This is a genomic window from Pseudarthrobacter siccitolerans (genome assembly GCF_001046895.1).
Taxonomy (GTDB): domain Bacteria; phylum Actinomycetota; class Actinomycetes; order Actinomycetales; family Micrococcaceae; genus Arthrobacter; species Arthrobacter siccitolerans.
In genome coordinates, this window is sequence record NZ_CAQI01000053.1 from 330,701 (window position 1) to 354,690 (window position 23,990).

Consider the following 23,990-nt stretch of genomic DNA (forward strand, 5'->3'; position numbering starts at 1 on the left):
CTAGGTAAGCGTACTAAAACGGATGCGCTCTTGCCACTGGACTCGGCCGGCCTCAAGCGGCAGGGTGACGTCCGGCGTCCAGGCGGCAGGGTGACGTCCTCCGGAGGCAGCGGCTGCCGGAGGCGCGGCTCACCCGAAGCGGCCGGAGACGTAGTCTTCCGTTGCCTTCTGGGTGGGGTTGCTGAAGATGGTGTGGGTGTCCCCGATTTCGATGAGCTTGCCCGGTTTGCCCGTGCCGGCGATGTTGAAGAACGCGGTGCGGTCCGAAACGCGGGCGGCCTGCTGCATGTTATGCGTCACGATCACCACCGTGTACTGGTCCTTGAGCTCGTTGATGAGGTCTTCGATGGCCAGCGTGGAGATGGGGTCCAGGGCGGAGCACGGCTCGTCCATCAGGATCACCTGGGGCTCCACGGCGATGGCGCGGGCGATGCACAGGCGCTGCTGCTGGCCGCCGGACAGGCCCGAACCGGGCTTGTCCAGGCGGTCCTTGACCTCGTTCCAGAGGTTGGCGCCCTTCAGCGAACGTTCCACCAGGACGTCGGCCTCACCCTTGGAGATCTTTTTGTTGTTCAGCTTCACGCCCGCCAGCACGTTGTCCCGGATGGACATGGTGGGGAACGGATTGGGCCGCTGGAACACCATGCCGATCTGCGAGCGGACGGTGACGGGGTCCACGCCGGGGCCGTACAGGTTGTCCCCGTCGAGGAGCACCTCGCCCTCCACTCGGGCGCCGGGAAGTACCTCGTGCATGCGGTTCAGGGTCCGCAGGAAGGTGGACTTGCCGCAGCCGGAGGGGCCGATGAAAGCGGTGACGGACTTGGCCTCGATGTTGATGGTGACGTCCTCCACGGCGAGGAAATCGCCGTAGTACACGTTCAGGTCCTTGACGTCGATGCGCTTAGACATGGTGTTCCTTCACTAACTGGGGATGAATTGAAGTCTAGGTTCCGGCCCGAAGGATCGGAATGGGGTGTTCAGGATGGCGCCCGCCGCCGCGAGCAGGCGTCAGCGGCCGGTCTTGGGGGCGAAGATCCTGGCGATCAGCCGGGCGCCGAGGTTGAGGATCATCACCAGGATGATCAGCACCAGGGCGGCGCCCCAGGCCCGCTGGGAGGACGGGTCCGGGTTGGCCGGTGAGGTGGGGTTCAGGATCTGGGTGTAGATGAAGGTGGGCAGCGAGGCCATCCAGCCGCTGAACACGTTGGAGTTGATGCTGGTGGCGAAGCCGGCGGTGACCAGGATGGGCGCCGTCTCGCCGATAACACGCGCGATGGCCAAGGTGACGCCCGAAGCGATGCCGGAGATCGCCGTCGGTATCACCACTTTGATGATGGTCCGCCATTTGCGTACGCCCAGCGCGTACGCCGCTTCCCGGAGTTCGTTGGGCACGATCTTCAGCATTTCCTCGCTGGAGCGAACCACCACGGGGATCATCAGGACGGACAGTGCGACGGCGGCTACGGCGCCTGTCTTGGTGCCCGGGCCCACCACGGCGAAGAAAAAGGCGGCGGCGAAGAGGCCGGCCACGATGGACGGAATGCCGGTCATCACGTCGACGAAGAAGGTGATGGCGCGGGCCAGCCGGCCGTCGTTGCCGTACTCCACCAGGTAGATGGCCGTCAGCAGGCCGACCGGCACGGAGATGAAGGTGGCCAGCAGGGTGATCTGGATGGTGCCCAGGAGCGCGTGATAAATGCCGCCCAGTACCGGGGTACCGTTCTCCACCGCCCTGTTGTCAAACACGCCGGTGACGCCGTTCATGGAGGTGCTGAGGAACCCGGGGGTAAGGAGGCCGGGCACGCCGTTCACGAGGACGGTCCAGATCACCGAGATGAGCGGCAGCAGTGCCACCAGGAAGGATCCCACCACCAGGCAGGTGGCCAGTTTGTCCTTCGCCTTGCGGGAACCCTCCACCGCGGCGCTCCAGGACACCAGGCCGACGGCGAACAGGATCGCGGAGACGATGCCCCAGCCGAAGGCGTTGAAGCCCACCAGCGCCAGGATGGCGGCGCCCACAACCAGGGCGGCGGCCAGGACCACATAGGGGGCATACTTGGGCAGCTGGCCCTTCGTGAGCGCCGAGCGCTTGCTGCGGACGGGCGTGAGCGTGGAGGTCATTTAGTTGGCTCCCGAGAATTCTTTGTGCCGGGTGATGATCCAGCGCGCGATCATGTTCACGGCCAGTGTGATGACGAACAGGACCAGGCCGGCGGCGATGAGTGTGCTGACTTTAAGACCGCTTGCCTCCGGGAAGTTCAGGGCGATCTCCGCGGCGATGGTCTGGTTGCCGGACTGGATCAGGCTGGCGGTCAGGGCGCCGGAGGACAGCACCAGGGCAACTGCCATGGTCTCGCCAAGGGCGCGGCCAAGGCCCAGCATGACGGCGCTGATGATGCCCGGCCGCGCGAAGGGCAGGACGGACATCTTGATCATTTCCCAGCGCGTGGCACCGAGGGCAAGCGCGGCTTCCTCATGCAGTTTGGGGGTCTGCAGGAAGATCTCGCGGGACAGGGAGGTGATGATGGGCAGCACCATAACGGACAGGACGATGCCGGCCGTCAGGATGGTCTTGCCGGTGGCGGAGGCAGGTCCCTGGAAAATGGGCAGCCAGGCCATGTTCGCGGCGAGCCAGTTGTAGGCCGGGGAGATTTCCTTGGCCAGGAACGCAGCACCCCACGCGCCGTAGACCACGGACGGGATGGCGGCGAGCAGGTCCACCACGTAGCCCAGTCCTGCCGCGAGGCGGCGGGGGGCGAAGTGCGAGATGAACAGGGCCACGCCAATGGCGATCGGAGTGGCGATCACCAGCGCGATGGCAGCCGCAATGAGCGTGCCGATCACGATGGGCCAGATGTACGCGAAGAAGCCCGCCCCGCCCTGGATTTGTGCGGCAGGCGCGGTCAGCGCCGGGATGGCCTGGACCACCAGGAAGAGCGCGACGCCGAAGAGGACGGCGAGGATGAGGCAGCCGGCGGCCAGTGCTGCGCCGGAAAATATCTTGTCCCCGGCGCGGCCGGCGCCCTGGGTGCTGGTCAGGGGGGTGGCGGTCATTCGACGGCCCTTCGATCGTTTACTGACACTGGAAAATGCTGCGTCCAAACCGAAGTTCCCCGCACTGCCTCTCGGCAGGCGGGGAACCCGGTTTTGGAGCGGTAACTAGGACTTGACCTTGATGCTCTCGATGGCCGTGGCGGCCTTCTCTGCAAGGGCCGAAGACAGCGGGGCGGACTTCGCGGAGTCAGCGGCGGCCTGCTGGCCTTCCTCGGAAACTACGTAGCTCTCGAAGGCCTTGACCAGGTCAACGGTCTCCTGGCTCTCGTAGGTGGAGCAGACGACGTGGAAGGACACCAGCACGATGGGGTAAGCGCCCTCGCTGGTGGTCTTGCGGTCCAGCTTGATGGACAGGTCGTTGGCAGAGCGGCCATCCACCGGGGTGCCCGCGTCAACAGCCTTCGCTGCGGCTTCCGCTGAGATTTCGGTGAAGGTTTCGCCGACCTTGATCTGCGCAACGCCGAGGGATCCGCCCACTGCGGAGTCGTCCGCGTAGGTGATGGCGCCGGGGGTGTCGGTGACGGTCTTGACCACGCCGGAGGTGCCCTTGGCGTTCTCGCCCTGCAGGGAAGCAGGCCAAACGCCGGAGGCCTCGTCCGTCCAGACTTCAGGTGCTGCGGCAGCCAGGTAGTCGGTGAAGTTGGTGGTGGTGCCCGAGTCGTCAGAGCGGTTCACCGGGGTGACCTTGAGGTCCGGCAGGGTGACGCCCTCGTTCAGGGCAGCGATGGCGGGATCGTTCCAGTTGGCGATCTCGCCGCGGAAGATCTTGGCAACGGTGGCGGCGTCCAGCTTCAGTTCCGTGATGCCGGGCAAGTTGAAGGCGACGGCGATCGGCGAGATGTAGACCGGGATGTTCAGTGCGCCGTCAGGACCACAGACAGTCTGGGAGGTGGCGTACTCGTCGTCCTTCAGGTAGGCGTCGGAGCCGCCGAACTGGGCGGATCCGTCCAGGAGGGCCTTGCGGCCCGCGCCGGATCCGTCCGGCGAGTACTGCACCGTGGCGCCGGGGTTGGCGGCGGCGAACTCGGTCTTCCAGGCGTCCATTGCCGCGCCCTGCGCGGAGGAGCCGATGCCGGTGAGCGTGCCGGTGACCTTCGAGCCGCCAGCAGTCTGGGTGCCGCCGGGCGCAGTGTTAGTGGCGTTGTCTGAACCGCAGGAGGTGAGCGCGAGTGCGCCGGCTGCGATAACAGCGATAGCCGCGTGGCGGCCGAAGCGGAGTGCCTTCACTAGGTGTACCCCTTCCAGGGTGTTTATGTGCGGGCGGGGCGGAGAACCCTGCAGCGCGATGCGTACGTTTTGTACCTTCATCGAAGTTAGGGGCCGCAGGTAAAGGGATGGGCTGTCCAAGGTGAACGGAACGTTAACGACGGCGGGATATTGGCTTACAAGTACCGGGTTCCCATTGCGCGTATCGCAGCTCCGGCCGTAGTGCACGGCGCTGGCCGATAAAAGGGCGGGCCAGCAAATACACTGGACGTCATGGCTTCGGCAGCAGGACTCTCAGCGGGCAGGCGTTTTTTGCGCGGGCGTATCCGCACCGGCCTGATCCGGAGCCGGAATTCGCTGGTTCCCGCCGTCCAGATGACCTTGTGTGCCGTGGGCGCCTATGCCTTCGCCGAGTACGTGCTGGGCCATTCCGGGCCCCTGTTCGCTGCCACTTCGTCCCTGATCGCGCTGGGCTTCTCGCGCGAACCGCGGCTGCGGCGGGTGGTGGAGGTGGGGCTGGGCTGCACTATCGGCATCGCGGTGGGCGACCTCCTCCTGCACTGGCTGGGCAGCGGAATCTGGCAGGCCGCCGTCGTCCTTCTTTTCTCCATCCTGCTGGCCCGCTTCCTGGACAGCGGCACTATCTTCACCACGCAGCTGGGGCTGCAGTCGCTCCTGGTGGTGCTGCTGCCGGCGCCGGCAGGCGGGCCTTTTACCCGCAGCATCGACGCCGTGGTGGGCGGCCTGTGCGCGCTGCTGGTGACCATCCTGATCCCCAAGGATCCGCGCCGGGAGCCGCGCAAGGACGTCCAGAAGCTGCTCCATGAACTGGCGGAGGTGCTGCGCGAGTGTGCCGGCGCGCTGGCCAACAGTGACTCCACCCAGGCCTGGCATGCGCTCATCCGGGGCCGGAACTGCCAGCCGCTGGTCGACGGGATGCGCCAGTCCCTCCGCGCATCAGGGGAGGTGGCCACGCTGGCGCCTGCCTACCGGCGGCACCGGGAGGAGCTGGACCAGCTGAAAGTGTCGCTGGACTTTATCGACCTGGCATTGAGGAACAGCCGGGTTTTCGCCCGCCGGCTGACCAGCGCCATCAACCACGCGGCGCTCTCGGACGAGGCCACGGAGAACATCGCAGAGGTGCTGCAGGAAACCGCTGCCGCGATTGACGAGTTGTCGCTGGGCCTGGCGGAAACGCACGACGGCGTCCGCCGCGCCCACCTGCGCACGGCCCGCCGGGACCTGAGCGGGATTGCCCTGCGGCTGCACCCGAAGCTGCTGGAAGTGCAGCGGCTGGAAGGCGAAACGGTGGTGATGCTGTACCGGCCCCTGATGGTGGACCTGCTTGAGGCCACCGGGATGGATGCCCGCGAGGCCCGGGACGTGCTGCCGGCGCTTTAGCTTGTCCCCCCGGGTCGTTGACCCGGCTAAAACCCTAAACGTCGTTGGGATACTGCAGCCCGAGCTGCTGCCGTGCTTCGTCCAGCAGCTGCATCATCTGCACGGTTTCGGCCCAGGGCATCAGCGGGCTCTCCTGGAGACCGGCGCGGATACAGCGGGCCGTTTCCCGCAGTTCGTGGATGAAGCCCTCGGTCTCCTCGGGAAATTCCTCAACCCGGATGCTGCCGTCCAGGCCGCAGATTTCCAGGCTTTTCGGGCGGTACAGCGGCGAACCGGTCCTGATCCAGCCGGCGGTTCCGGCGAGTGTTGCCATGCCCGGGCCGGCAGACGAGAGTGAGGAGGTCAGCTGGGCTGCGGCACCCTCCGGGTATTCGAGGGTGAGCGTATTCTGCACGTCCACGCCGTCCTGGTTCAGGTGGCCTGCGGCGGTGAGCCGGGTGGGAAACCCGAGGGCAGCCACAGCCCAGGTCAGCGGGTACACCGCGAGGTCCAGGAGGGCGCCGCCGCCGGCAGCCGGATCCCACAGCCTGTCCGCGGGATCGTAAACAGCCGGAAAGCCCAGGTCCGCCTGGACCCAGCGGACCGTGCCGATCGCGCCGCTGCCGGCAAGCTCCAGCGCGCGGCGGGTGGCCGGCAGGAAGCGGGTCCACACCGCCTCCATGAGGAACACTCCCCGTTCTCCCGCCAGCCGGGTCAGCTCCCGGGCTTCCCCGGCGTTGATGGTGAGGGGTTTCTCGCACAAGACGTGTTTGCCGGCGTCGAGGGCCGCACGGGCAACTTCGAAGTGCTGGGCATGCGGCGTGGCGATGTACACCACGTCCACCAGCGGGTCGGCGAACAGCTGCTGGCAGCCGGTTGCGGCGGCAGTGTCGTGGTAGCAGGTTGCAAAACCATGTTCTTCCGCGAAGGCCCGGGCAGAAGCGGCGCTCCGCGAACTCACGGCGTACAGTGCGGCATCCTCAAGGCAGGCGAGGTCCCGGGTGACGCGGTGGGCAATCCTGCCGGTGGCCACAACACCCCACCGCAACGGGCGCGCGCCGTAGACGGAACCCTTCTCCGCGCTGCCCATCAGGCGGACCCGCGTACTACGAGTGAGGTGGGAATCTGTGTCACCCGGTCGGGGTCCTTGCCCTCGATCAGGTTCACCAGGATTTCCGCCATTTTCTTTCCCATGTCGATAATCGGGTGGTGCACGGTGGTGAGCTGCGGATCCACGGAAACAGCGAACGAATCGTCGTCGAACCCCACCACGGCAACGTCCTCGGGTATCCGGAGCCCGCGTTCCTGCAGCACGGTGTAGGCACCGGCGGCCATCTGGTCGTTGGCGACGAACAGGCCGTCCACCTGCCGCCCGCTGCCCAGCAGCCGCCGCATAGCTTTGGCCCCGGAGGCATGGGTGAAGTCCCCGTACTCCACCATGGAATCATCCAGTCCCGCTTCCGCCATGGCTTTTCGCCAGCCGTTGACACGGTCAATGCCCGGCGGCATGTCCTGGGGGCCGGCGATGGTGGCGATGTTGTGCCGTCCCCGTTCGATCAGCAGCCGGGTTGCCCCTGCGGCTGCAGCCTCATTGTCAACATCCACGTAGTAGCTGCCGCTTTCGCGCAGGGGCCGGCCGGCGAACACCATCGGGATGTAGTCGCCCAGGTGGGTCCAGGACGTGTCCCGGCATGGTGGGACACCACCAGGGCCCCTGCCACGCTCCCCCCGAGCAGGAAAGCCCGCGTCTTTTCCGGCTTGGCCTCGGAGGCGATCACCATGTTCAGGGTGTAGTCCGTGTCTGCCAGATACAGGGCAACGCCCTGCACCACTGATGCGAAGAACGGGTCCGCGAAGACCTTGGACGTGGACTCCGGCACGATCAGGGTCACCGAGTTGGGCCGCCTGCTGGCCAGGGTACGGGCAGCCCGGTTGGGGGTGTAGTTCACGGCGAGGATGGCCTGCCGCACCTTGGCAGCGATGTCCTCATCCACGCTCGGCACGTCATTAACCACCCGCGAAACGGTGGCGCGGGAAACGCCGGCCAGCGCCGCCACCATTTCAAGGGTGGGCGCTGGCCTGCTGGCGCTGGGGTCTTGCTTCACAATCTTTGCTCCGTGATCTAGCTGGCACTGGGCCGGGGATTTCAGTTTAGGCGGGCAGGGACACGGCGGGTCGTGGAATGTTCCGCTTGGCGGCGGCGATCAATCCGGCGTAGGCCTTTCCGCTGTCCTTGACGGTGCGTTCGAAGCTGCCGTAATCCACGCGGACAATCCCGAACCGTTTTCCGTAGCCCCACGACCATTCGAAGTTGTCCAGCAGTGACCAGACGAAGTAGCCGCGGACGTCCGCGCCCTGGTCTATGGCTTCGCCTACGGCGGCCACATGGTCCAGGATGAAGCGGGCCCGCTCGTCGTCGTGGACGGCGCCGTCCGGGCTGACAGTGTCCTCGTAGGCGGCACCGTTTTCGGTGATGTACAGCGGCGGCAGGGACGGATACTCCTCACCCAGCCGGACCAGCAAGGTGCGCAGGCCCTTCGGGTTAACTTCCCAGCCCATGGCTGTCCTCGGCAGCCCCCGGCTGGGGAACGCGATGTCCTCGGAGCCGATCCAGGGTGAGGCGGTGGGACGTTCGGCGCCGCCGGAGTGGCCGTCGCTCCCGGCGGCGTCCGCGTGGCCGCTGATCAGGTCATCGTGGTAGTGGTTCACGCCGAGGAAGTCCAGGGGCGCGCTGATGATTTCGAGGTCGCCCGGACGAATCACGTCCTGCAGGCCAAAAGGTGCCAGGTCCCGCAGCGAATCCTCCGGGTAACTTCCCCGCAGAATGGGATCCAGGAAAATCCTGTTCTGCAGGGAGTCGAACCGGCGGGCGGCGTCGAGGTCCGCCGGGTCCTGGCTGTCCCGCGGAATCGAATTGCTCAGGTTAAGGGTGATACCCAACTGCCCGGCTCCACGGCTTCGCAGCGCATTGACTGCCAGCCCGTGGGCCAGGTGCTGGTGATGCACGGCGGCGATGGCAGCCGCGGGCTCCTGACGGCCCGGCGCATGGACACCGGCCCCGTAGCCCAGCAGTGACGAACAGAAGGGTTCGTTGAACGTGGTCCAGTGGCGCACGCGGTCCCCCAAGGCCGAGTACACATCGTCCGCGTACTCCACGAACCGGTAGGCGGTGTCCCGGTTGGCCCAGCCGCCCTTCTCCTCAAGTGCTTGCGGCAGGTCCCAGTGGTAGAGGGTGAGCCACGGCAGGATGCCTGCTTCGAGCAGCTCGTCCACCAGCCGGGAGTAGAAGTCCAGCCCCTCGCGGTTCGCGGTCCTGTCTCCGGGGCGGACCCGCGCCCAGCTGGTGGAGAACCGGTAGGAATCCAGTCCCAATTCCTTCATCAGCCGGACGTCCTGGGGCATCCGGTGATAGTGGTCCACTGCCTGCTCGAGGGTGTCACCGTTGGCTATGGCGCCCGGGATCCTGGCGAAGTGGTCCCAAATGGAATCTTCCTTGCCGCCTTCGTGGCCGGCGCCCTCGACCTGGGCGGCCGCCGTTGCCGATCCCCAGAGGAAGCCCTCGGGCCATTGCCGCTTATATGTTGAGTGCTGCATTCAGCCCTTCACTGCTCCTTGCATGATTCCTGAGATGAGTTGTTTTCCTGCGAGCACGAAGAGCACCAGCAGCGGGAGGGTTGCCAGCACCGCGCCGGCGAGGACCACGGAGTAGTCCACGTAGCGGGCCGACTGCAGCTGGCTGAGCGCCGTCTGCAAGGTGGGGTTGCCGGCGTCGAGCACCAGCAGGGGCCAAAGAAAATCGGTCCAGGCCGTCATAAAGGTGAACAGGCCCAAGATAGCCATGGCAGGCCGCGCGGCCGGAATGGCGACATGCCGGAAGGTGGAAATCATGCTGGCACCGTCCATCCTGGCGGACTCGATCAGTTCGTCCGGGATGACGTCCACCAGGTACTGCCGCATAAAAAAGACGCCGAACGCGGTCACCAGGGTGGGCACCACCACGGCCCCGATTTCGCCGGTCCAGCCCAGGGTGCGCATCACCATAAAGAGCGGGATGATGCCCAGCTGGGTGGGGATGGCCATGGTGGCCACCACCATCAGCATCAGCCCGTCACGGCCCTTGAAGCGGAGCTTGGCGAACGCGTAGCCGGCCAGGGTTGAGAAGCCCACCACCGAAACGGTGATGATGCAGGAAATCAGCACGCTGTTGCCCAGGGCGAGCCAGAAGGGAATGGTGTCGAAGACTTCGCCCACGTTGGTCCAGAAGTTTCCGCCTGGAAGCAGTGGCGGCCAGGTTTCGCCGAGGGCCTCGTTGGACCGGCTGCCGATCACGGCGGACCACCACAGGGGGTAGGCCGAGGACAGCAGGAACGCCAGGAGGAGGCCGTAAGTCAGGAAACCGGGTTTTTCCCCGGAGCCGAAGAAGCGCTTGCGGAGCCCTGTGGACCGGCCGGGCGCAGCCGTTCCGGAGGTGCGGGATTCGGCAGGTGCGGGGGCTGCCCCTTCGATGGTGCTCATCGTGTGGTCCTTTCGGCGCGTCTCCGGGCAGCCCGGGAGGGTTTGGCGGCGTCTGCGGTGGCGATGCGCCGGGAGATGAGGTAGTTGATGACGCCGAACAGCACGATGATCAGGAAAAGCAGCCAGGCGATGGTGGATGCCTTGCCGAAGTTCTGGCGCTGAAACGCCATTTCCCAGAGGTACAGCACGGTGGTCTGGAACTGCCGCTGGGAACCGCCGGCGGTGGCGGGATCGAACAGCCGCGGCTCGGTGAAGATTTGCAGGCCGCCGATGGTGGATGTGATGACCACAAACACCATGGTGGGGCGGATGCTCGGCAGGGTGATGCTGAAGAACCGCCGCACGGCTCCGGCTCCGTCCAGTGCGGCGGACTCATAGAGGTCGCGGGGTACGGCCTGCATGGCTGCGAGCAGGATCAGCGCGTTGTAGCCGGTCCAGCGCCAGTTCACCATGGTGGCGATGGCGATGTGGCTGGGCAGGGTTTCGCTTTTCCACATCACGGGGTCCAGGCCGAAGTTGCCCAGGACGTTGTTGATCAGGCCGTACTGCTCGCCGAACATGTTGGTGAAGATCATGGCCACTGCCACCGGCGTCACAACGTAGGGCAGGAGGACGCTCATCCGCCAGAAGGTCCTGGCCCGGAGGTTCTGGTCAAGCATTGCGGCCAGGAAGAGTGCGATGGCAAGCTGCGGGACGGCGGAGAGCAGGAAGATGCTTACCGTGTTGAACAGGGAGTTCCAGAAAAAGCGGTCCTGCAGGACTTCCGCGAAGTTCTGGAGCCCCACGAAGTCCCCCTGGCCCTTGAGCAGGTGCCAGTCGAAGAGGCTCACCACAAAGGTGTACACCAGTGGAAAGAGTCCGACCAGGGCGAAGAGGATAAAGAACGGGGCGATGTAGAGGTATGGCGACGCTTTGACGTCGAAGACGTTCAGGCGCTGCTTGAAGGTTGGTTTCGGCTTGATGGCCACGGGTTTGGCGGTCCGGTTCAGGGTGGTTGTCATGGGCTCTTGCCCTCCATCGGGGGGCCTCCCTTCCGGGAGGCCCCACAGCGGGTGGTGCTAGTTGTTTACGACCAGGTCGTTGAGGAGGGCCAGCGCTTCGGACCAGGCCTTGTCAGCGTCGGCGGTCCCGCCGTCGAGCATTTTCATGGCGGGCCCGAACACGTTCTCCTGGATGACGGAATCGTCCGGTCCCTTGAACTGGGCCACCACTCCCTTGGCGCGGTTGGCGAGGATAACGCCGGTGGGGGCGTTGTTGAACAGCACGTTGGGGGTGGCATCCGCTACGAGCTTTTCCTGTGCCTTGAGGGTGCTGGGGAAATTGTTGGCGGCGGCCGACTGCTTCACCTGCTGCTCAGGGGCGGTGAGCCAGGCTGCGAGCTTGGCAGCTTCCGCGGGATGCTCGGAGGTCTTGGGCACTGAGAGGAAGGCACCGCCCCAGTTGGAGGCACCTCCGGGGAAGACGTCGGCGAAGTCCCAGCCGCTGTCCGCCCCGCCGCCCGCTGATTCAAGCTGGCCCTTGATGGTGCCGAGCATCCAGCCGGGGCAGACGAACGTGGCGAAGGAACCGTCAGTGAACGCCTTGCCGTTGCCCCAGTCCCACTGGGTTTGGTTGGCGGACAATCCGGCCGCGGTTCCGGCAGCCAGCAGCTCGAATTTGGCTTTCATCTCCGCGTTGCCATCGACGTTCAGCTCCCCGTCTTTGGTGTAGTAGCCCTCTTCCATCTGGTTGACCATGGAGTTCCAGACAAAGCCGGACTGGTCGTACCAGGCCTTGCCGGTGGCTGCCTTGTACTGCTCGCCGAGCTTGAAGTAGGTCTCCCAGGTGGCGTCCTCGCCGCCGAACAGCTTCGCTACCGATTCGCGGTCCTTGGGCAGGCCGGCAGACTCAAACAGTTTGCCGTTGTAGCAGAGGCCCTGCGGTCCGATGTCAGTTCCGTAACCAATGACGCGGCCGTCGGGATCGGTGCCCTGCTTGAACTTCCAGTCAACCCAGTTGTCCTTGATGTCTGCTGCCCCGTGCTCGTTGAGGTCCACGAACTGGTCCGAGACTTCCATGATGGACCCCAGCCAGCCTTCCTCGATGGCCACAACGTCGCTGAGGCCTGAACCGGCAGCAAGTTTCGTGAACGCGTCGGTGCGGGCGTTGGCTCCCCGGTCGATGTTTGTGGCCTTGATCTTGACTCCGGGATTGGCCTGCTCATATTCACCGTAGAGATCGTCATAGCCGAAGGTTCCGAAGGTGGTGACCGTGAGTTCCACGGGGTTGTCTGCGCTGGCTGCCTGTTCTTTGCTGCTGCTGCAGCCGGTGGCCATCAGGGCCAGGGCTGCTGCGCCCGCGATGGCGGCCGCAGTATGTCGTGCGAATTTCAAGGTCACTCCTTTGTGGGGGATTTACCGGCGCTGAGAGAGCGCTCTCTGGCAAGTTCTTCAACTGTAGAGGTGGCGCAGATCACTGTCAAGAGAGCGCTCTCTCGGTGCGTCACTTGGTGGGAGGTTAGGGTGCGGGCGGGGAATGTCCGGGCCCGCCGTTAGGGTGGACCCCATGGCTACAAAGACTTCCCGGGCGTCCAAAGCGCCCGCCTACAAGTGCGCCGAGTGCGGCTGGACCACCGTCAAGTGGGTGGGGCGCTGCGGCGAGTGCCAGGCGTGGGGCACCGTTGAGGAAACGGGCGCCGCGGTTGCGCGTACGACGGCGGCCACAACAGTCCTCGAGCCGGCCCGCCGGATTGCCGAGGTGGACGCCACCACGGCTGCTTTCCTGCCCACAGGCGTCGATGAGCTGGACCGCGTGCTGGGCGGCGGCCTGGTACCGGGCGCGGTGATCCTGCTCGCCGGTGAACCTGGCGTCGGAAAGTCCACGCTGCTGCTGGATGTGGCCGCGAAGTTTGCCCGCACCGCGCAGGACGTCCTGTACGTGACGGGTGAGGAGTCAGCCGCGCAGGTGAAGCTGCGCGCTGAGCGGATCGACGCCGTCGCGGAGTCCTTGTACCTTTCGGCGGAAACAGACCTGGGCCAGGCGCTGGGGCAGGTGGAGAAGATTGAGCCGCGGCTCCTGATCGTGGACTCGGTGCAGACCCTCAGCAGCGCCGACGTCGACGGCAGTGCAGGCGGTGTTTCGCAGGTCCGGGAAGTGGCGGCGTCCATTATCGCGGCGGCCAAGCGGCGGAACATGACCACCCTGCTGGTAGGGCACGTCACCAAGGACGGCTCCATTGCAGGGCCCCGGCTGCTGGAGCACCTGGTGGACGTGGTGTGCCAGTTCGAAGGCGAGCGGCACTCGAGGCTGCGGCTGCTCCGGGCGGTCAAGAACCGTTATGGGCCCACGGATGATGTGGGCTGCTTCGACCTGAACGAGAACGGTATCGAAGGCCTCGCAGATCCGAGCGGACTGTTCGTGAGCCGCACTAAGGAACCGGTCTCGGGCACCTGCATCACAGTGACCATGGAAGGCCGGCGTCCGCTGCTGGCGGAGGTACAGTCGCTGCTGGCCGAGAGCCCCAATTCGCAGCCGCGCCGGGCCACCAGCGGGCTGGACAGTTCGCGGGTCTCCATGCTGCTGGCCGTCCTGCAGCAACGCGCCGGAACCCTGCTGCACAAGGACGATTCCTACGTTGCAACCGTGGGCGGAGTGAAGCTCAGCGAGCCCGCCACGGACCTTGCGGTGGCCCTTGCCGTCGCCTCAGCCAAGGCACGCAAGCCGCTGCCCATCCGCCTGATTGCCTTCGGCGAAGTGGGGCTGGCCGGAGAGGTCCGGCCCGTTCCGGGGATCAACCAGCGTATCCAGGAAGCCCACCGGCTCGGGTTCACCCACGCCGTTGTCCCGGCGAGCCATGCCGGCCCTGGCCCCATCCCGGCCGGTTTTTCGGTCCGGGAAGTGGAGCACCTGACCGAGGCCCTGAGCCTGTTGATCGGCTAGCGCCTGAAGCATTGCCGCGGCTGCCGCATAGTTTCAGGGGTGCTCCGGCAAGGGGTCCGGGTCGTCCAAGTGTGAGTTAACGAGCCAGCCGGACACGTCGCTGCGCAGCACCAGCAGCGGTCCGCCGGTGGCGCTCACGTTTCCGTTGGGCACGTAATAGCCGCGGCCGGAACCGGCACCCCCGGCTGCCCGGTCCAGGGCGTCCACCAGATGGCGCGGCAGGTGGCCCTGCGGGCCAAGGATGCGGAGCTCTTCACGTTCTTCCGGCGTCAGCCGTCCCAAAACCTCAGCAATGTTGGCCATGACTGGTCCCTTCGAGCAGAGTGCCTGAAGGAATAACCTAAATCAGGGCTGTGAACTGCGGGTTAACGCCGGACGGCGAATACGCTTCTTTTGATAAGCGTCTGGAAATGGAGGCCACATGCCGGTTCGAAGCGCGGGAATCCTCCTGTACAGGACGGGCACGACGCCGGTGGCGGGCACGGGAAACTCCCCCGGCAGCATGTCCGGGGTCCCGGCGGAACTGGAGGTATGGATCGCCCACATGGGCGGGCCGTTCTGGGCCCGCAAGGATACCCACGCATGGTCCATTCCCAAGGGCGAGTACATGCAGGGCGAGGATCCACTGGCGGCGGCCCTGCGGGAATTCGCCGAGGAGGTGGGGACTCCCCCGCCCGCGGCCGAGTACGAGTGCCTCGGCGAATTTCGCCAGCCCTCCGGCAAGATCATCACCGTTTTCGCCGCGGAGCAGGACTTCCGGCCGGAACGGATCGAGAGCAACACGTTTCCGATGGAATGGCCCAAGGGCTCCGGCCGGATCCAGCACTTTCCCGAAATCGATGACGCGCGCTGGTTCAGCGAGGAGGAGGCCAGGCTCAAGCTGGTCAAAGGCCAGGTGCCCGTACTGGACGCGCTGGCTGCACACGTCAGCGCACAGCAGTAGGAGCGCCCTCCCCTGGAATGGCGCTCTTACTGGACAGCTGGTTTGACTGTGGTGTCAGGCCGCAGCGTGTTCCCGCTGCGGCAGCTTGGTAACGGCAATGTTGTCAGCGGAACAGAGCATGGTCCGTCCGGCGCCATCGTTCCGGATCATCCAAAAGACGCTGCGGTCGGCGGCGATCATGTCGATGATGCCGGCCATGGTTTCCCCACCCGCCTTGCGCACCTCCACGTGGTCGTTCCTGCAGAGCCTGGACCAGTCAGGGACCGGTGCAGCTGCCGGCGCCGGGCCGCGGCGGGCGGCGTTGTGTTTGTACATGGCGCTTCCCCTCACCTGGGTCAGAAGTTGCCGCCGTCGGCCTTGACGGCCAGGACCGGCCGGTCCGCCTGCATCAGGATCTGCTGGGCATGGCTGCCCAGGATGAACTTTCCCACCTGGGTGCGGTGCCGCAGGCCGATGACGATGAGCGAGGCATCAACCTCCCTGGCTACGTCGAGGAACTCATCGGCCAGATCGTGCTGGTAGGGCGGCTGGATGACAGTTGCGGCCACTCCGACGTCGGCGGCCCGCTTGGCGGCCTGCTCCAGTACGTCTTCGGGAGCCACTGACTTGTCCACCAGGGCACCCTGCCGCGCCGAGTTGACGATCACCAGGTCCTCGTTGCGGAGCTTCGCTTCGGCGATGCCTGCTGCGAGTGCCGCCTGTCCTGCGGGCGTTGGGACGAATCCGACGACGATGCTCATACCTTCTCCTTGATATCCGGCGTGACGGCTGTTGTTGGGGCTGTTGAATGGCGCTTGCGCCTGGCGATGCCACTGCGGATGGCTGGAAGCACTGCCACCAGGACAAAGACCACCAGCAGTGTGGCCGAGATGGGACGCCCGAAGAATCCTGCCGGATCACCGCCGAACACCAGCAGTGAGCGGCGCATGGAACTCTCCAGGAGTTCGCCGAGCACGAAGGCCAGCACCAGGGGGCCCGGTTCGAAACCGAACTTCTTCATGAGGTAGCCGATGATGCCGAAGACCACCACAAGCGTCACGTCGAACATGCTGTTGTTGATCGTGTAGGCACCGAGCAAGGTGATCAGGGCGGTAACGGGTGCCAGGATCGCTGCCCGGACGCGGAGGATCTTCACGAAGATTCCCACCAGCGGCAGGCTCATGATCAGCAGCAGGATGTTGCCGACGTACATGGAGTTCACCACGCCCCAGAACAGCTCCGGGTTCTGCTCCACCAGCTGCGGGCCGGGCGTAACGCCCTGGATCAGCAGCGCACCGAACATCAGCGCCATGGTGGCGTTGGCCGGTATGCCGAGGGTCAGCAGCGGGATGAAGGACGATGTAGCTGCGGCATTGTTGGCCGTTTCCGGTCCGGCGACGCCCTCCGGGGCACCCTTGCCGAAGCGCTCGGGCTGCTTGGCCCGCTTCTTTTCCATGGCGTAGGAGGCCATGGAGGCGATCGTGGCGCCGCCGCCCGGGAGGATGCCCAGGAAGAAGCCCAGCACGGAGCCGCGGCCGATGGCACCGGAGGCCTGCTTGAGGTCCTTGCGGGACGGCCACACATTGGTGACTTTCGACGGCGCCTTGGCGGCCCGGTGCCGTTCCTCAAGGTTGTAGAGGATTTCGCCGAGGCCAAAAATGCCCATGGCGATCGGTACGAAGTCGATGCCGTCAGCGAGCTGCAGGCTGCCGAACGTGAAGCGGCTCTCACCCGTGAAGACGTCCCGGCCCACCGTGGCGAGGAGCAGTCCGAGCGCCGCGGCGATCAGAGCCTTGGCCTTTGACCCGCTGCTGATGGTTGCCACGAGGAGGATGCCGAGCATGGCCAAGGCGGTGTATTCGGGGGGCCCGAAATCCAGGGCGAAGCCGGCCACGATGGGGGCTAGGAAGGTCAGGCCGACAATGGCCGCGGTCCCGCCGAAAAACGAGCCGATGGAGGCCAGGCCCAGCGCTGTGCCGGCCCTCCCCTGCTTTGCCATCTGATAGCCGTCGAACACGGTGACCACCGAGGAAGCTTCGCCCGGCAGGCGCAGGAGGACGGAGGTAATGGTGCCGCCGTACTGCGCGCCGTAGAAGATTCCGGCGAGCATGATGATGGCGGTGACCGGCTCCACGTTGTAGGTGAGCGGAAGCAGGATGGCAATGGTTGCGGCCGGCCCCAGCCCGGGCAGCACACCGATCAGCATGCCGATCACGACGCCGATCAGGCAGTAGAGGAGGTTGGTGGGCTCCAGGACTACCCCGAATCCGTTGATAACGGGATTAAGAAAATCCACGGGAGGTCTCCTAGAAGAGGTGGGGAACGGAGGTGTTCAACGCGAATACGAAGATGGCATAAAAGGCGATAACGACGCCCGCACTGACCACCAGGGTGGAGCGCCAGGTTTCGCCGCCAAGGAAGCGCATCCAGATGATGCAGAGCACCAGGGCAGGCAGTTCGAAGCCAATCAGCGGCATCAGCGCCACCATGGCAGCGAGGGTCACCAGGCCGGTGAGCGGCGCGGCGGACATCCGCGTGAACTTTTCCGCGTCCCGGTTGTGCCGGCCGGCAACCAGCTGGAACAGGCCCAGGGCCGCCATGACGCAGCTGATGATGAATGGCCACAGACCGGGCTGCGGGGCGGCCGGCGTGCCGAGCCCCATTGCCATCGAGAGGACGGCTGCAGAAATGCCGACCCCGAGGACCACCAGTGATGATGCAGCGTTCGCGAGCGCCCCGGCGGCGGGAGGTTTCTCTTCCTCCCATTGTGCTGCCAGCTGCTCGGGCGTCAGGTCATCGAGGACTTCATCGGGGAAAGTATGGGGGGCGTCCCCGCCGGAGGCAGCAGTCGTGCTGTTGCCTCCAGCGGGTCCGAAAGGGGTTCCTTTCACAGGAATCACTTATTTCCGCTCAGGCTGATGCTGTACTTTTCCACCAGATCCTTGTACTTCGCTGCGTAGGCCTTCCATTCCGTGACGACTTCCTCGCCCGAAATCTCCTTCGGGGTCAGCGAGTTCTTCTTGTTGAACTCCTTGTACGCGTCGGACTTGAAAGATTCCTGGAACGCGGCGAGCAGCTTGTCCTTGACCCCCTGCGGCGTACCCTTCGGAGCGGCCACTGCGCGGTACTGGGCAACCGGAACGTCGTAGCCGGCTTCCTTTGCCGTGGGCGTATCGGGAAGGAAGCTGGTGCGCTCTTCCGAGAAGACCAGGAGCGGGCTCACCTTTCCTGCCTCGATCTGCGGCATAGCTTCGCCGAGCTGGATGGTGGCGAGCTCCACCTGATTGCCGAGGACCGCGGTCAGCGCGGGCTTGCCGCTGTCGAAGGGGATGTCGGTGCCCTTGACGTCGGCCTGCTTGAAGAGCACGGTCTGGGCCAGCTGGCTTCCTGTGCCGACGCCGGTGGTGCCGAAGGTGACATTGCGTCCCGCTGCCGTCACGTCCTGGAAGGTCTTGAATCCCGAGTCGGCGCTGGCTACGAGCACGTAGTCGTCCTGCGAGAGGCCTGTGATGATGTCCAGGTCGTCAATGTTCACGGCTTCATCGGCGCTGACTGCCAGCGGGGTAATGGTGATCAGGGATGCGTTGAGCAGGACCAGTTCCTGGCCATCGGCGGGCTTGCCGGCCACTTCCTTGGTGGCCAGGGCACCGTTCGCCCCGGGCTTGTTGACCACGGGCATCGGCTGGCCGAGGGTCTTGGAAGCCCCTTCGGCGAGGGCACGGGCGATCAGGTCTGTACTGCCGCCGGCAGCCTGTCCCACGGAGAGGTTGACGGGGCCGGACGGGTATTTGCCGGAGTCTGCCGTGCTGCCGCCGGCGACGTTGCCGCATGCCGTCAGCGCCAGCAGCGTGACGGCGGAGGCCGCTCCAAGAATGGTGCGGCGTGTGGGGAAGTGCTTCATTGGAACTCCTAGTTGGCGCGGGGGGCGTGGTGCCGCTCTTCTGTGAAGCGGGTCACCCGTTTTCGCTTTGTCGAGTGTAGGGAGCCGTTATGATGCTTGTCTAAGCCCAAAACAGCATCACTTGATACCCGGAAGGCATCATGTTTACTTTCGACCAACTGGCCGGATTCATCGCCGTGGCCGAGGAACTGCACTTTGGACGGGCAGCGGAACGGCTGAACATGACCCAACCGCCGCTGAGCCGGCAGATCCAGAAACTCGAGAAGATCATCGGCGCCGAACTCCTGGAGCGGGACAACCGGAAAGTCCGGCTGACATCGGCCGGCCAGACCTTCCTGGACGAGGCGCGCCGCCTGATGGCGCTGGCGGAACGTGCCCCAGTGACGGCTCGGCGGATTGCGTCCGGACGCGCCGGCGTCCTTCGCGTCGGCTTTACCGCGGCCAGCGGCTTCAGCATCCTGGGGCCGCTTCTCGAGGAACTCGCCGGCATCATTCCGGACGTGGACATCGACCTCCAGGAACTGGTGACCGGCGACCAGCTCAATGGCTTGCTGACCGGCGAACTGGACCTTGGCCTGGCCCGGCCCCCTTTTGACAAGGAAACCTTCGATTCCCACCTGCTGTACCGGGAATCCCTGGTTCTTGCCGCTCCTGCCGGTCACCCGCTGACTGTGTTGAACCGGGACATCCTCCCGGAGGATTTCAAGGATGAACCGCTGATCATGCACTCGCCCACCCAGGCGCGGTATTTCTACGATCTGGTAGTGCGGATGCTGCCCATCCGCCACACCAATGTGGTGCACACTGTCAGCCAGATCCTGACCATGGTGTCGCTGGTATCGGCCAACCGGGGCCTGGCTTTCGTGCCGCACTCGGCCACCCTCCTGGGCATCAAGGGAGTGGAGTTCCTGCCACTGGCAGTGGGCGACGCCGAACAGGTGGAGCTGCACGCCATCTGGAACCGCAGGATCACCAACCCGGCACTGGCACGTCTCCTGCGGGACCTGGAGTTCGCCATGGAGTAACTCCAGACATTCCGCGACATCATGCCTGAAAGGTATCAATACATATCAAAATGCACTTAGACAGGCATCAGCCGCGCTCCTAGTCTGGAAAGGAACCATCAGCCTGCCGCCCGCGGCGCACACACCAAAGGACCACATCGTGGCAAAGTACTCACCCCAGGAACTGGCGGACACTCTCAAGGAAGGCCTGCTGTCCTTCCCCGTCACCTCGTTCGACGCCGAGCTGCAGTTTGATGAGGAGAACTACCGCAAGCACCTGGCGTGGCAGGCCAGCTTCCCGGTGGCGGGCCTGTTTGCCGCCGGCGGCACCGGCGAAGGCTTTTCCCTGACTCCGGCGGAGTCCGAACGCGTCGTCCGGACCGCCGTCGGCGAAGTCGGCAGCCAGGTTCCGGTCCTCGCGTCCGCCGGCGGATCCACTGCCCAGGCCATTGAGAACGCCAAGGCGGCTGAAGCAGCCGGCGCCGACGGACTCCTGCTCCTCCCCCCGTACCTCACTGAGGCTGACCAGGGCGGCCTGGTGGAACACGTCAGCGCCATCTGCAGCGCAACGTCCCTGGGCGTCATCATCTACAACCGGGCCAACGCCATCTACAAGGACACCACCGTTGCCACGCTCGCAGACCGCCACGAAAACCTGATCGGCTTCAAGGACGGCGTGGGCGACCTTGAGCACGATGCCCGCGTCTACGCCAAGCTCGGCGACCGGCTCTTCTACCTCGGCGGACTGCCAACTGCCGAAACCTTCGCACTGCCGCTGTTGCAGCTGGGGATGAGCACCTACTCCAGCGCCATGTACAACTTCGTTCCGCAGTTCGCCCTGGACTTCTACCAGGACGTCCGCAACAACGACCGCGTGGCCGTGAATAAGAAGCTCAACGAGTTCGTGATCCCCTACCTGGACATCCGCGACCGCGTGAAAGGCTACTCGGTGTCCATCGTCAAGGGCGGCCTGGACGCCATCGGCCGCTCCGCAGGGCCCGTGCGCCCGCCGCTGCAGAACCTCGCAGAGCAGGACCTCGCGGACCTGAAAGCCCTGATCGCCACCGTTTCCTAGCCGTCACCCCAGACACAGGAGAAAACCACATGACCCTCACTGGACATTCCCTTATTGCCGGGCAGCCGGTCGTTGGCGAAGGCAAGACGACCTTCGGCTTCAACCCGGCCACCAACCAGGCCCTGGAGCCCACCTACACGCTGCTCACCGAGGACCAGCTCAAGGCAGCCACCGCCGCCGCAGCCGAAGCCTTCCCCTCCTTCTCCACCCTTGACCCCGGGACCCACGCCGCCTTCCTCGAAGCCATCGCAGACAACATCGAAGCCATCGGCGAGGAACTCATCACCCGCGCCGGCCAGGAAACCGGCCTGCCCGCCGCCCGGCTCCAGGGAGAGCGTGCCCGCACCACCGGCCAGCTGCGCCTCTTCGCCACCGTGATCCGGCAGGGCGACTACCGCGGCGTCCGCATCGACCCGGCCATCCCGGACCGCACCCCCCTGCCCCGCGCCGACATCCGCCAACGCCAGATCCCGCTCGGCCCCGTCGCCGTGTTCGGCGCCAGCAACTTCCCCCTGGCCTTCTCGACGGCGGGCGGAGACACCGCCTCCGCCCTCGCCGCCGGCTGCCCCGTCGTCTTCAAAGCCCACAACGCCCACCCCGGTACCAGCGAACTCGTCGGCCACGCCATCACCAAAGCCGTCAAAGACAACGGGCTCCACCCCGGCGTGTTCTCCCTGGTCTACGGCCCCGGCTCCAGCATCGGCCAGGCCCTCGTGGCCGACCCCGCCATCAAGGCCGTCGGCTTCACCGGCTCCCAAGCAGCCGGCACCGCCCTGATGCGCACCGCCGCCGCACGCCCCGAACCCATCCCGGTCTACGCCGAAATGTCCTCCCTGAACCCGGTCTTCGTCTTCGAAGGCGCCCTCAAAGGCTCCACCGAACACATCGACGCCCTCGCCCGGCAATACGTCGCCTCCGTCACCGGCAGCTCCGGCCAGCTCTGCACCTCCCCCGGCCTGCTCTTCGCCCCCGCAGGCGAGGCAGGAGACAAACTCGCCGCCGCCGTCGGCCGCGCCGTTTCCGCCTGCGCCGGGCAGACCATGCTCACCGAAGGCATCGCCAAGTCCTGGAACACCGGCACCCAAAACCTCGGCGGCGCCGACGGCGTCCAGCTCATCGGCCAAGGCACCCCCGGCCCCACCGAGAACGCACCGGCGCCCGCAATCTTCGGCACCGGCGTCACCGAATTCACGTCCAACCCGGTCCTGCACGAGGAAATCTTCGGCGCCGCCTCCCTGGTAATCCGCTACGCCTCCGTCGAGGACCTCCTCCAGGCCACCCGCCGCATCGAAGGCCAGCTCACCGCCTCCCTGCAGCTCACCGAAGAGGACTACCCGACGGCGGCACGCCTCCTGCCCGTCCTCGAACAGAAGGTAGGCCGCATCATCGTCAACGGCTGGCCCACCGGCGTCGAAGTAGGCCACGCCATGGTCCACGGCGGCCCCTTCCCCGCCACCTCCGACTCCCGCACCACCTCCGTCGGAACCCTCGCCATCAACCGCTTCCTCCGCCCCGTCGCCTACCAGAACCTCCCCCAGGAACTGCTCCCCGAAGCCCTCCAGGACAACAATCCCTGGCACCTGAACCGGCGGATCGACGGCGAAACAGTAGCCGCTGCGGAGAAGGCCGAGGTGGGCGCATGAGCAACCAGCCCATCATTGCCGCCGTTGAAGTAGTGCCGGTTGCGGGCCATGACAGCATGCTGATGAACCTCAGCGGCGCGCACGGCCCCTTCTTCACCCGCAACGTAGTGATCATTACCGACTCCGACGGCCGCACCGGCCTGGGCGAGGTTCCCGGCGGCGAGAAGATCCGCATCACCATCGAGGAAGCCGGGACCCTGATCAAGGGCAAGCCGGTGGCCCGCTACCGCTCGCTCCTGCGCGGGGTCGCGTCCGCGTTCGCAGACCGCGACGCCGGCGGCCGCGGCCTGCAGACCTTCGACCTGCGCACCACGGTCCACGCCGTGACCGCCGTCGAGTCGGCACTGCTGGACCTGCACGGCCAGTACCTGAATGTTCCCGTTGCCGAACTCCTCGGGGACGGCCAGCAGCGGACGTCTGTCCCGATGCTCGGTTACCTGTTCTTCGTCGGAGACCATGCCCGCACCGACCTGCCCTACCTCGTGGAGGACGCCCCGGCCGACCGCTGGGAGAAGCTTCGCCGGCAGGAGGCAATGACTCCGGAAGCCGTCGTCGCGCTGGCCGAAGCGGCACAGGAGCGCTATGGCTTCAGCGACTTCAAGCTCAAGGGCGGCGTGCTGTCCGGAGACGACGAAGTGGACGTTGTGACCGCCCTGGCCAAGCGCTTCCCGGAAGCCCGTGTGACGCTCGATCCGAACGGTGGCTGGCTCCTGGACGAAGCCATCCGGCTGGGCAAGCGGATGCAGGGCGTCGTGGCCTACGCCGAGGACCCGTGCGGTGCCGAAGGCCGGTTCTCCGGCCGCGAGGTCATGGCCGAGTTCCGCCGGGCCACCGGGCTGAAGACGGCCACCAACATGATCGCCACGGACTGGCGCGAGATGTCGCACGCCATCCGCAGCAACGCCGTGGACATTCCGCTCGCCGATCCGCACTTCTGGACCATGCACGGCTCGGTCCGCGTGGCCCAGATGTGCCACGAGTTCGGCCTCACCTGGGGCTCGCACTCGAACAACCACTTCGACATCTCGCTGGCCATGTTCACCCACACCGGCGCCGCGGCGCCGGGCGGGATCACGGCACTGGACACGCACTGGATCTGGCAGGACGGCCAGGGCCTCACCAAGGAGCCGCTGCAGATCAAGGGCGGCGCCATCGAGGTTCCGGACGCCCCCGGACTGGGCATCGAACTGGACCGCGAAGCCCTGGACAAGGCCCACCAGCTGTACCTTGAGCACGGCCTCGACGCCCGCGACGACAGCATCGGCATGCAGTACTACATCGACGGCTGGTCCTTCGACCCCAAGCGGCCCTGCCTGGTCCGCTAGAAGCTGTCCGCTAGCAGAGCCTGCGGACATAGTCCGGTAAAGTAGTG

General features: G+C 65.7%; 22 protein-coding genes and 1 pseudogene. 7 read left to right on the plus strand and 16 right to left on the minus strand.

Annotated elements, in window-relative coordinates:
• Positions 1-129 precede the first annotated feature (129 nt).
• The 4 genes from pstB to pstS form a co-directional block, all read right to left on the minus strand.
• Positions 130-909, minus strand: a complete 780-nt coding sequence (gene pstB / locus ARTSIC4J27_RS18655; RefSeq protein WP_050056681.1) for a phosphate ABC transporter ATP-binding protein PstB — start codon at positions 907-909, stop codon at positions 130-132.
• 99 nt (positions 910-1,008) lie between these two features.
• Entirely contained in the window at positions 1,009-2,121 is a 1,113-nt protein-coding gene (gene pstA, locus ARTSIC4J27_RS18660; protein WP_050056682.1) for a phosphate ABC transporter permease PstA, read from the minus strand.
• The gene (gene pstC, locus ARTSIC4J27_RS18665; protein ID WP_050056683.1) at positions 2,122-3,054 is read right to left on the minus strand and encodes a phosphate ABC transporter permease subunit PstC; all 933 of its coding nucleotides are present in this window, start codon (positions 3,052-3,054) and stop codon (positions 2,122-2,124) included. It abuts the gene before it with no gap.
• Between the two features lie 105 nt (positions 3,055-3,159).
• Positions 3,160-4,281, minus strand: a complete 1,122-nt coding sequence (gene pstS, locus ARTSIC4J27_RS18670; protein WP_050056684.1) for a phosphate ABC transporter substrate-binding protein PstS — start codon at positions 4,279-4,281, stop codon at positions 3,160-3,162.
• Between the two features lie 252 nt (positions 4,282-4,533).
• Here pstS and ARTSIC4J27_RS18675 point away from each other — a divergent pair, with 252 nt between their 5' ends.
• On the plus strand, positions 4,534-5,661 hold the full coding sequence (locus ARTSIC4J27_RS18675) for an FUSC family protein (RefSeq protein ID WP_050056685.1): 1,128 nt from the start codon (positions 4,534-4,536) through the stop codon (positions 5,659-5,661).
• A 34-nt stretch (positions 5,662-5,695) separates the two neighbouring features.
• Here the strand turns inward: ARTSIC4J27_RS18675 and ARTSIC4J27_RS18680 are convergent, their stop codons facing one another.
• From ARTSIC4J27_RS18680 to ARTSIC4J27_RS18705, 6 genes and pseudogenes are all read right to left on the minus strand, one after another.
• Positions 5,696-6,730, minus strand: a complete 1,035-nt coding sequence (locus tag ARTSIC4J27_RS18680) for a Gfo/Idh/MocA family protein (protein WP_050056686.1) — start codon at positions 6,728-6,730, stop codon at positions 5,696-5,698.
• A pseudogene (locus tag ARTSIC4J27_RS18685) lies at positions 6,730-7,745 on the minus strand (LacI family DNA-binding transcriptional regulator). Before ARTSIC4J27_RS18685 ends, ARTSIC4J27_RS18680 begins: the two are co-directional and overlap by 1 nt.
• Positions 7,746-7,791: 46 nt before the next feature.
• Positions 7,792-9,234: a glycoside hydrolase family 1 protein gene (locus ARTSIC4J27_RS18690; protein WP_050056687.1), complete on the minus strand. Its 1,443-nt coding sequence runs from the start codon at positions 9,232-9,234 to the stop codon at positions 7,792-7,794.
• Positions 9,235-10,155: a carbohydrate ABC transporter permease gene (locus tag ARTSIC4J27_RS18695; RefSeq protein ID WP_050056688.1), complete on the minus strand. Its 921-nt coding sequence runs from the start codon at positions 10,153-10,155 to the stop codon at positions 9,235-9,237. It abuts the gene before it with no gap.
• Positions 10,152-11,156 carry a carbohydrate ABC transporter permease gene (locus tag ARTSIC4J27_RS18700; protein WP_050056689.1) on the minus strand — a complete coding sequence of 335 codons (1,005 nt, stop codon included), beginning with the start codon at positions 11,154-11,156 and terminating at the stop codon, positions 10,152-10,154. The genes ARTSIC4J27_RS18695 and ARTSIC4J27_RS18700 overlap by 4 nt, the downstream gene beginning before the upstream one ends.
• 57 nt (positions 11,157-11,213) lie before the next feature.
• Positions 11,214-12,470, minus strand: a complete 1,257-nt coding sequence (locus ARTSIC4J27_RS18705) for an ABC transporter substrate-binding protein (RefSeq protein WP_407681142.1) — start codon at positions 12,468-12,470, stop codon at positions 11,214-11,216.
• Between the two features lie 229 nt (positions 12,471-12,699).
• Here ARTSIC4J27_RS18705 and radA point away from each other — a divergent pair, with 229 nt between their 5' ends.
• On the plus strand, positions 12,700-14,073 hold the full coding sequence (gene radA, locus ARTSIC4J27_RS18710) for a DNA repair protein RadA (protein WP_050056691.1): 1,374 nt from the start codon (positions 12,700-12,702) through the stop codon (positions 14,071-14,073).
• 33 nt (positions 14,074-14,106) lie between these two features.
• On the opposite strand, the gene ARTSIC4J27_RS18715 is transcribed toward radA, so the two are convergent.
• Positions 14,107-14,376, minus strand: coding sequence for a hypothetical protein (locus ARTSIC4J27_RS18715; protein ID WP_050056692.1), 270 nt, complete (start codon positions 14,374-14,376; stop codon positions 14,107-14,109).
• A 118-nt stretch (positions 14,377-14,494) separates the two neighbouring features.
• Here ARTSIC4J27_RS18715 and ARTSIC4J27_RS18720 point away from each other — a divergent pair, with 118 nt between their 5' ends.
• Positions 14,495-15,016, plus strand: a complete 522-nt coding sequence (locus tag ARTSIC4J27_RS18720; RefSeq protein WP_050056693.1) for an NUDIX domain-containing protein — start codon at positions 14,495-14,497, stop codon at positions 15,014-15,016.
• 54 nt (positions 15,017-15,070) lie between these two features.
• On the opposite strand, the gene ARTSIC4J27_RS18725 is transcribed toward ARTSIC4J27_RS18720, so the two are convergent.
• From ARTSIC4J27_RS18725 to ARTSIC4J27_RS18745, 5 genes are read right to left on the minus strand one after another with little or no spacing between them, the layout of a single operon-like run.
• Positions 15,071-15,331 (minus strand): hypothetical protein, encoded by a 261-nt coding sequence (locus ARTSIC4J27_RS18725; RefSeq protein ID WP_050056694.1) that lies wholly within the window; start codon positions 15,329-15,331, stop codon positions 15,071-15,073.
• 20 nt (positions 15,332-15,351) lie between these two features.
• A complete protein-coding gene (locus ARTSIC4J27_RS18730) occupies positions 15,352-15,756 on the minus strand; it encodes a universal stress protein (protein WP_050056695.1) in 405 nt (134 codons plus the stop codon).
• On the minus strand, positions 15,753-17,291 hold the full coding sequence (locus ARTSIC4J27_RS18735) for a tripartite tricarboxylate transporter permease (RefSeq protein ID WP_050056696.1): 1,539 nt from the start codon (positions 17,289-17,291) through the stop codon (positions 15,753-15,755). Before ARTSIC4J27_RS18735 ends, ARTSIC4J27_RS18730 begins: the two co-directional genes overlap by 4 nt.
• A gap of 10 nt (positions 17,292-17,301) precedes the next feature.
• Positions 17,302-17,886: a tripartite tricarboxylate transporter TctB family protein gene (locus tag ARTSIC4J27_RS18740; RefSeq protein WP_050056947.1), complete on the minus strand. Its 585-nt coding sequence runs from the start codon at positions 17,884-17,886 to the stop codon at positions 17,302-17,304.
• A 5-nt stretch (positions 17,887-17,891) separates the two neighbouring features.
• Complete coding sequence (locus ARTSIC4J27_RS18745) at positions 17,892-18,896, minus strand: Bug family tripartite tricarboxylate transporter substrate binding protein (protein WP_050056697.1); 1,005 nt, start codon at positions 18,894-18,896, stop codon at positions 17,892-17,894.
• A 140-nt stretch (positions 18,897-19,036) separates the two neighbouring features.
• Between ARTSIC4J27_RS18745 and ARTSIC4J27_RS18750 the strand changes: the two genes are divergently transcribed.
• From ARTSIC4J27_RS18750 to ARTSIC4J27_RS18765, 4 genes are all read left to right on the plus strand, one after another.
• The gene (locus ARTSIC4J27_RS18750; protein ID WP_050056698.1) at positions 19,037-19,921 is read left to right on the plus strand and encodes a LysR family transcriptional regulator; all 885 of its coding nucleotides are present in this window, start codon (positions 19,037-19,039) and stop codon (positions 19,919-19,921) included.
• 139 nt (positions 19,922-20,060) lie between these two features.
• Positions 20,061-20,975 (plus strand): 5-dehydro-4-deoxyglucarate dehydratase, encoded by a 915-nt coding sequence (gene kdgD / locus ARTSIC4J27_RS18755; protein ID WP_050056699.1) that lies wholly within the window; start codon positions 20,061-20,063, stop codon positions 20,973-20,975.
• Positions 20,976-21,004: 29 nt separating this feature from the next.
• Positions 21,005-22,618: an aldehyde dehydrogenase (NADP(+)) gene (locus ARTSIC4J27_RS18760; RefSeq protein WP_050056700.1), complete on the plus strand. Its 1,614-nt coding sequence runs from the start codon at positions 21,005-21,007 to the stop codon at positions 22,616-22,618.
• Entirely contained in the window at positions 22,615-23,943 is a 1,329-nt protein-coding gene (locus ARTSIC4J27_RS18765) for an enolase C-terminal domain-like protein (protein ID WP_050056701.1), read from the plus strand. The genes ARTSIC4J27_RS18760 and ARTSIC4J27_RS18765 overlap by 4 nt, the downstream gene beginning before the upstream one ends.
• Positions 23,944-23,990: the final 47 nt, after the last annotated feature.

Excerpts from the sequence above, each read along its gene's own strand:
- pstB (WP_050056681.1), bottom strand. The coding sequence starts at position 909 with ATGTCTAAGCGCATCGACGTCAAGGACCTGAACGTGTACTACGGCGAT.
- pstA (WP_050056682.1), bottom strand. The coding sequence starts at position 2,121 with ATGACCTCCACGCTCACGCCCGTCCGCAGCAAGCGCTCGGCGCTCACG.
- pstC (WP_050056683.1), bottom strand. The coding sequence starts at position 3,054 with ATGACCGCCACCCCCCTGACCAGCACCCAGGGCGCCGGCCGCGCCGGG.
- ARTSIC4J27_RS18675 (WP_050056685.1), top strand. The coding sequence starts at position 4,534 with ATGGCTTCGGCAGCAGGACTCTCAGCGGGCAGGCGTTTTTTGCGCGGG.
- ARTSIC4J27_RS18680 (WP_050056686.1), bottom strand. The coding sequence starts at position 6,730 with ATGGGCAGCGCGGAGAAGGGTTCCGTCTACGGCGCGCGCCCGTTGCGG.
- ARTSIC4J27_RS18690 (WP_050056687.1), bottom strand. The coding sequence starts at position 9,234 with ATGCAGCACTCAACATATAAGCGGCAATGGCCCGAGGGCTTCCTCTGG.
- ARTSIC4J27_RS18695 (WP_050056688.1), bottom strand. The coding sequence starts at position 10,155 with ATGAGCACCATCGAAGGGGCAGCCCCCGCACCTGCCGAATCCCGCACC.
- ARTSIC4J27_RS18700 (WP_050056689.1), bottom strand. The coding sequence starts at position 11,156 with ATGACAACCACCCTGAACCGGACCGCCAAACCCGTGGCCATCAAGCCG.
- ARTSIC4J27_RS18705 (WP_407681142.1), bottom strand. The coding sequence starts at position 12,470 with ATGGCCACCGGCTGCAGCAGCAGCAAAGAACAGGCAGCCAGCGCAGAC.
- radA (WP_050056691.1), top strand. The coding sequence starts at position 12,700 with ATGGCTACAAAGACTTCCCGGGCGTCCAAAGCGCCCGCCTACAAGTGC.
- ARTSIC4J27_RS18715 (WP_050056692.1), bottom strand. The coding sequence starts at position 14,376 with ATGGCCAACATTGCTGAGGTTTTGGGACGGCTGACGCCGGAAGAACGT.
- ARTSIC4J27_RS18720 (WP_050056693.1), top strand. The coding sequence starts at position 14,495 with ATGCCGGTTCGAAGCGCGGGAATCCTCCTGTACAGGACGGGCACGACG.
- ARTSIC4J27_RS18725 (WP_050056694.1), bottom strand. The coding sequence starts at position 15,331 with ATGTACAAACACAACGCCGCCCGCCGCGGCCCGGCGCCGGCAGCTGCA.
- ARTSIC4J27_RS18730 (WP_050056695.1), bottom strand. The coding sequence starts at position 15,756 with ATGAGCATCGTCGTCGGATTCGTCCCAACGCCCGCAGGACAGGCGGCA.
- ARTSIC4J27_RS18745 (WP_050056697.1), bottom strand. The coding sequence starts at position 18,896 with ATGAAGCACTTCCCCACACGCCGCACCATTCTTGGAGCGGCCTCCGCC.
- ARTSIC4J27_RS18750 (WP_050056698.1), top strand. The coding sequence starts at position 19,037 with ATGTTTACTTTCGACCAACTGGCCGGATTCATCGCCGTGGCCGAGGAA.
- ARTSIC4J27_RS18760 (WP_050056700.1), top strand. The coding sequence starts at position 21,005 with ATGACCCTCACTGGACATTCCCTTATTGCCGGGCAGCCGGTCGTTGGC.
- ARTSIC4J27_RS18765 (WP_050056701.1), top strand. The coding sequence starts at position 22,615 with ATGAGCAACCAGCCCATCATTGCCGCCGTTGAAGTAGTGCCGGTTGCG.